The sequence below is a fragment of the Oscillibacter sp. KLE 1745 genome, from assembly GCF_000469445.2.
GTDB lineage: Bacteria > Bacillota > Clostridia > Oscillospirales > Oscillospiraceae > Oscillibacter > Oscillibacter welbionis.
The window spans coordinates 1-5,516 of sequence record NZ_KI271710.1 but is presented as its reverse complement, the minus strand read 5'-3'; the positions used below and the strand labels follow the sequence as shown (position 1 = coordinate 5,516).

The window sequence follows — 5,516 nt, the reverse complement described above, 5'->3', positions numbered from 1 at the left end:
GGCTACCGCCTGCGGGCCCGGTATGTGATCCACACGCCGGGTCCCGTCTGGCAGGGCGGGGAGCAGGGGGAGGCGGCCCTGCTGGCCTCCTGCTACCGCAGCTGCCTGCTTTTGGCGGAGGCCCACAGCATCCGCACCCTGGACTTCTGCTCCATATCCACGGGAGTCTACGGGTATCCGTTGCCGCTGGCGGCCACCGTGGCCCTGCGGGCCATCATGGACTTCCTGGCGGACCATGCCCTGCCGGAGCGGGTGCGGATGGTCTGCCATTCGGAGCAGGCGGCAGAGGTCTACCGCCGGACCTGGAACCTCTGGTACGCGGAGGGCAAGGACCAGCGGATGTAAAGAACGCCGGAGCGGGACCTTTCCCGCTCCGGCGTTTGTCACTCTTCGTTTCTTTTGTCACTCTTTTTGACCTTTTTGTATCCGTTTTGACCCGATTTTTCCCGGGGCATTCCGTATGATAGACTCAAACAAGAGATGAAAGAAAGGTATCCCATCATGAAACGACTGGTTTCCCTTCTGCTGTCCTGCCTGCTGCTGAGCTCCTGCGGCACCATTGTGACCCCCGCCAAGACCCCGCCGGAGCATTTGGTGTCAGAGGCGCCCCCGGCTCAGGTTCTCCCCGCTCCCGGCGAGATGCCGGAGCTCCTCCCGGACAGCCAGGAGGCAGGCGGGGAGAATGCTTCGGAGCCCTCCCCGGAAGAGGGCGGCGGAACTCCCGTGGAGACGCTGCCGGAGCCCCAGCGGGTGGTGGATCCCACGCGCCCCATGGTGGCCCTGACCTTTGACGATGGTCCCCACGCGGTCTACACGGACCAGATCCTGGATATTCTGGAGGAGCACGGCGCGGTGGCTACCTTCTTCGAAGTGGCGCGGAATCTCCCCAAGGCGCCGGAGGCAGTCCGCCGGGCGGCGGACATGGGCTGCGAGATCGGCAGCCACTCTTACCGCCACGCAAACCTGGGCAAGATGGATCAGGCCGCCCAGCAGGCGGATCAGGCCGCGGCGGACGCGCTGTTTCAGGAGGTGCTGGGGACCACGCCCGCGCTGCTGCGGCCGCCCTATGGCTCCATGAACAAGACGCTGAAGACCACCTCCGGCCGGAGCATCGTCACTTGGTCCATCGACACGGAGGACTGGCGCTCCAAGGACGCGGACAAGGTGGTGACCGGCGTGGAGAACGCCGGGAATCTGGACGGACAGGTGATCCTGCTCCACAGCATCTACGAGAGCACGGTGGCGGCCACGGAGGTCCTGGTGCCCTGGCTGCTGGAGCAGGGCTACCAGCTGGTGACGGTCAGCGAGCTGATCCAGCTGCGCTTTGGGGACGAGGTGGAGCCCAACCGCACCTATAATTACGACTACTTCCGCTTCCAGGTGCCGCCCCTGCCTGCGGAGACGGCGCCCGCCGCCGCGTGAGCGGCAGGCAACCGACGGTTGCTTTACGCCGCTGCCCTGCTGTGATAGACTGGTCCCGAGGTGATGGGAATGGAGTTTCAAGAGGTGTTCGCCCAGCTGCGGCAGCGGACGGGTCTGTCCCAGAGCGAGGTGGCGGAGCGGCTGTTTGTCACCCGGCAGGCAGTGAGCCGCTGGGAACGGGGAGAGACGATCCCGGAGGTGGAGACGCTCCAGGCGCTGTCAAGGCTGTTCGGTGTGTCCATCAACACCCTGCTGGGCAGTCCCCGGACCCTGGTCTGCCAGAGCTGTGGAATGCCGCTGAACGATGACATCCTGGCCAAAAATACGGATGGCAGCTTCAATGAGCAGTACTGCATGTGGTGCTGGGATGGAGAGGGCTTTGCCCAGGACTGCACCATGGAGGAGATGGTGGAGCACTGCCTGCCCCACATGCCCCTGGGCCGGACGGATCCGGAGGCGTGCCGCGCCTATATGCGGAGCCTTCTGCCCACACTGGGGCGATGGAAAGAGAACTGACACAAGCGCCGGACTGCGGAAACCCGCGGTCCGGCGCCTGGATTTTTTCAGGACAGCTGCGCAAGACAGCTTTCGCACACATAGATCCCATGGGGGAGCTGCCTGAGAGAATCCGCAGCATGGCAGCAGATGCAGGATGGTTCCTTCTTGCGGAGGATCACCGCGTGAGATGCTTCATCCAGAGAAAAAGAGACGCTGTCTCCTTCATCCAACAACATAGCCCGGCGCAGATCGATGGGAATGACGATCCGCCCCAACTCATCCAATTTTCGCATATGGCCTGTTTCACATATCATTGCCCCATCTCCTTGCGGAAGTGATGAAAAAAGGATAGCACGTCGGTCAGAAAAAGTCAACAAAAACGATTATTTTTTAGAATATAAATAAACGTATTAGATTACATTCATCCCATATAATAAAGCCCATGAGGTGCATGGATATGGGAAGTGGACAGGTATTCGATTTCGGGCTTCGGCTCCGGAAACTGCGGGAAAATAAACACCTCTCTCAGGAGGAGCTTGGGAAACGCGTCGGCGTCACCAAAGGAAGTATTTATCGCTACGAAAACAATGTTCAATCCCCATCTCTGGAGACAGCGAGAAAGCTGGCGGTGGTACTGGGGACAACACTGGACAATCTGGCCGGTCTGGAGGATGGAGTCGTCATCCGGCTTCCCAATCTGTCCGAAGCGGAAGAAGCTGCCCTGCGTGAGTTTATCCGTCGATTCATTTCCTGAGACGTTGACAACGGACCTTTGCGGTTGTGTATTCGGCTGCCGTGAACAGAGGCCGGGTTCCCGAAACTGATAATATAAGGCGAAAGCCGCTGCATCAACCGATGCAGCGGCTCTTTTTACGCCTTTGCCAGATACGCCCCGCAGGCCTTCTGGGCGTCGGCGGCGGTTTTTTCCTCGTCGATGGTGACGAGATGCCCCTCCTTCACCACGACCCGGCCGTTCACCACCGTGCAGTCCACCGGGCCGCGGAGGCCCACCGTGGCCAGCACGTCGGCGGGACTGTACGCGCCGCCCACCAGCTCCAGCCGGCGGGAATCCACCAGGAAGAAGTCCGCGCACTTGCCCACGGCCAGCTGCCCGATGTCCTCCCGGCCCAGCAGCCGGGCGCTGCCCCGGGTGGCCATCTTCAGCACCTGATACCCGGAGGGGGCCTTCTCGCTGGAGGTCAGCCGGTGGAGCAGGTAGCACACCCGCAGCTCTTCCATCAGGGACGACCCGTCGTTGCTGGCGGAGCCGTCCACCGCCAATCCCACCGGGACGTCCAGCGCCAGCATCTCCGGCACCCGGGCGACGCCGGAGGCCAACTTCATGTTGCTGATGGGGCAGTGGGCCACGCCGGTGCCGGTGCGGGCCAGCTCCCGCAGCTCCTCGTCGTTGAAGTGGATGCCGTGGGCGTACCACACATCCGGGCCTGTCCAGCCCAGAGATGCCATGTACTCCAGCGGCCGGACGCCGTAGTGCTCCAGGGTGTAGTGCTCCTCGTCCCTCGTCTCACACAGGTGGGTGTGGAGCCGGACGCCGTACTGCCGGGCCAGGATGGCGCTCTGCCGCAGCAGCTCTCCGCTGACGGAGAAGGGGGAGCAGGGGGCCAGGGCCACCTGCCGCATGGATCCGAAGGACGGGTCATGGTACGCCTCGATCACCCGGGCGGAGTCCTTCATGATGGCGTCCACCGTCTGGACCACGCTGTCCGGCGGCAGGCCGCCGTCCTTGCGGGAGAGGTCCATGCTGCCCCGGGAGGCGAACATCCGCATCCCCAGCTCCTCCGCGGCGGCGAACTGGGCGCCGATCAGGTCTCCGCATCCGGCGGGAAAGACATAGTGGTGGTCAAAGCAGGTGGTGCAGCCGTGCTTCAGCAACTCCCCCATGCCGGTGAGGGAGCTGAGACGCACCACCTGCTCGTCCAGGCCCTTCCAGATCTCATACAGGGCGGTGAGCCAGTCGAACAGCTCCAGATTCTGCACCTGGGGCAGGTTCCGGGAGAACACCTGATACAGGTGGTGGTGGGTGTTGATGAGGCCGGGATAGCACCAGTAATGGGACCCGTCGATCACAGTGTCTGCGGTCTGGGGCAGGTCTGGGCCCAGACCGCGGATGATGCCGTTTTCGCAATAGAGGTCGGCGTGCTCCAGCACGGCGTCGCCGTCATCACAGGTGAGGATGGTCCGCAGATTGCGCAGCAGCAAAGAGGACATGGCGGTCACGCTCCTTTCTGCTCCCAGTATAAAGGACGGCGGGAGAAAGGTCAACTTTCCCGGGAAAACTTCTTGCGGAAACGGGGAGGATGTGATACGCTGAGAGCAATTTCGGATCACCGGGAGGAACACGGATATGCTGGACATCTTTGATATTCTGGGCCCTGTGATGGTGGGCCCCTCCAGCTCCCATACAGCAGGGGCGGTGCGGATCGGCCGCATGGCCAGGACCCTGCTGGGGGCGGAAGTGGTGCGGGCGGACATCGGCCTCCACGGCTCCTTTGCCGATACCGGCCGAGGCCACGGCACGGACCGGGCGCTGGTGGCGGGCCTCCTGGGGATGAAGCCGGACGATCTGGGCATTCCTCAGAGCTTTGAGATCGCCGCCAACCAGGGGTTGGAATTCCACTTCCACACGGCCCGTCTGCGGGATGCCCACCCCAACACGGCGGTGCTGACGGTGGAGAGTGCCGACGGGCGGAAGCTGGAGCTGCAGGCGGCCTCCACCGGCGGCGGCCGCATCCGGGTGGATCGGCTGGATGGAGTGGAGGTGAGCTTCACCGGCATCTTCAACACCCTGGTGGTCCGCCACCAGGACGTGGCCGGAGAGCTGTCCCGGATTCTCAATGAGCTCTCCGTCAGCGGGGTGAACATCGCCAACATGAGCCTGAACCGGGACCGCCGGGGCGGCGCTGCCCTGACGGTGGTGGAGACGGACCAGAAGATCCCGGCGGATGCCCTGGAGCGTATCCAGGCGCTCTACGGCGTCTTGGGCGCCACCTACTACGAGAAGGAGGAAGACTGAAATGGCTCTGGATTCCATGCAGGAGATCTTCGACAAGATCCAGGCGGGGCGGAAGCCCTTCTGGCAGGTGGTGCGGGATACGGACGTGGAGGAGCGGCAGGTGACGGCGGAGGCCTCCTTTGAGAAGATGCACGCCACCTGGCGGGCCATGGTGGAGTCCGTGGACACCTACCGGGCGGACCGGCGCAGCGTCAGCGGCCTAGTGGGGGGCGACGCCCAGAGGATGTGGGACTACGCCGCCCAGCAGGAGACGCTCTGCGGCCCCTATCTGCAGGAGGTGATCGCCACGGCCCTGTGCGTGGCGGAGTCCAACGCCTGCATGCACCGGATCGTGGCGGCACCCACGGCGGGGGCCTGCGGCGTGCTGCCGGCGGTGCTGGTGCCGCTGTACCGCCGGGGCACCGTGGATGAGGAGGCCATCGTCCGGGCGCTGTATGTGGCTGCCGGTATCGGCGCGGTGGTTGGCTACCGGGCGTTCATCTCCGGCGCCTCCGGCGGCTGCCAGGCGGAGGTAGGCACGGCTGCGGCCATGGCGGCGGGGGCCCTGGTGGACCTGCGGGGC

General features: G+C 64.0%; 8 protein-coding genes. 6 read left to right on the top strand and 2 right to left on the bottom strand.

The window, feature by feature from the left end; genetic code table 11:
- The 3 genes from HMPREF1546_RS06010 to HMPREF1546_RS06000 all read left to right on the top strand — a co-directional run.
- A partial coding sequence (locus tag HMPREF1546_RS06010; RefSeq protein ID WP_021747904.1) for a macro domain-containing protein occupies positions 1 to 345 on the top strand: 345 nt, incomplete at its 5' end.
- A gap of 156 nt (positions 346 to 501) precedes the next feature.
- Positions 502 to 1,422 carry a polysaccharide deacetylase family protein gene (locus HMPREF1546_RS06005; RefSeq protein ID WP_051319961.1) on the top strand — a complete coding sequence of 307 codons (921 nt, stop codon included), beginning with the start codon at positions 502 to 504 and terminating at the stop codon, positions 1,420 to 1,422.
- Between the two features lie 69 nt (positions 1,423 to 1,491).
- Positions 1,492 to 1,938 carry a zinc ribbon domain-containing protein gene (locus HMPREF1546_RS06000; protein ID WP_036629574.1) on the top strand — a complete coding sequence of 149 codons (447 nt, stop codon included), beginning with the start codon at positions 1,492 to 1,494 and terminating at the stop codon, positions 1,936 to 1,938.
- A gap of 47 nt (positions 1,939 to 1,985) precedes the next feature.
- Here HMPREF1546_RS06000 and HMPREF1546_RS05995 read toward each other — a convergent pair whose 3' ends face one another.
- Positions 1,986 to 2,234: an AbrB/MazE/SpoVT family DNA-binding domain-containing protein gene (locus HMPREF1546_RS05995; protein ID WP_036629571.1), complete on the bottom strand. Its 249-nt coding sequence runs from the start codon at positions 2,232 to 2,234 to the stop codon at positions 1,986 to 1,988.
- 143 nt (positions 2,235 to 2,377) lie between these two features.
- Between HMPREF1546_RS05995 and HMPREF1546_RS05990 the strand changes: the two genes are divergently transcribed.
- The gene (locus HMPREF1546_RS05990; RefSeq protein ID WP_036629569.1) at positions 2,378 to 2,674 is read left to right on the top strand and encodes a helix-turn-helix transcriptional regulator; all 297 of its coding nucleotides are present in this window, start codon (positions 2,378 to 2,380) and stop codon (positions 2,672 to 2,674) included.
- 116 nt (positions 2,675 to 2,790) lie between these two features.
- Here the strand turns inward: HMPREF1546_RS05990 and HMPREF1546_RS05985 are convergent, their stop codons facing one another.
- The gene (locus HMPREF1546_RS05985) at positions 2,791 to 4,149 is read right to left on the bottom strand and encodes an 8-oxoguanine deaminase (RefSeq protein WP_036629567.1); all 1,359 of its coding nucleotides are present in this window, start codon (positions 4,147 to 4,149) and stop codon (positions 2,791 to 2,793) included.
- Positions 4,150 to 4,285: 136 nt separating this feature from the next.
- Between HMPREF1546_RS05985 and sdaAB the strand changes: the two genes are divergently transcribed.
- On the top strand, positions 4,286 to 4,954 hold the full coding sequence (sdaAB, locus tag HMPREF1546_RS05980) for an L-serine ammonia-lyase, iron-sulfur-dependent subunit beta (RefSeq protein ID WP_021747897.1): 669 nt from the start codon (positions 4,286 to 4,288) through the stop codon (positions 4,952 to 4,954).
- A 1-nt stretch (position 4,955) separates the two neighbouring features.
- Positions 4,956 to 5,516: L-serine ammonia-lyase, iron-sulfur-dependent, subunit beta (locus HMPREF1546_RS05975; protein WP_021751775.1), on the top strand; the 561-nt coding region annotated here is incomplete at its 3' end.

Excerpts from the sequence above, each read along its gene's own strand:
- HMPREF1546_RS06005 (WP_051319961.1), top strand. The coding sequence starts at position 502 with ATGAAACGACTGGTTTCCCTTCTGCTGTCCTGCCTGCTGCTGAGCTCC.
- HMPREF1546_RS06000 (WP_036629574.1), top strand. The coding sequence starts at position 1,492 with ATGGAGTTTCAAGAGGTGTTCGCCCAGCTGCGGCAGCGGACGGGTCTG.
- HMPREF1546_RS05995 (WP_036629571.1), bottom strand. The coding sequence starts at position 2,234 with ATGATATGTGAAACAGGCCATATGCGAAAATTGGATGAGTTGGGGCGG.
- HMPREF1546_RS05990 (WP_036629569.1), top strand. The coding sequence starts at position 2,378 with ATGGGAAGTGGACAGGTATTCGATTTCGGGCTTCGGCTCCGGAAACTG.
- HMPREF1546_RS05985 (WP_036629567.1), bottom strand. The coding sequence starts at position 4,149 with ATGTCCTCTTTGCTGCTGCGCAATCTGCGGACCATCCTCACCTGTGAT.
- sdaAB (WP_021747897.1), top strand. The coding sequence starts at position 4,286 with ATGCTGGACATCTTTGATATTCTGGGCCCTGTGATGGTGGGCCCCTCC.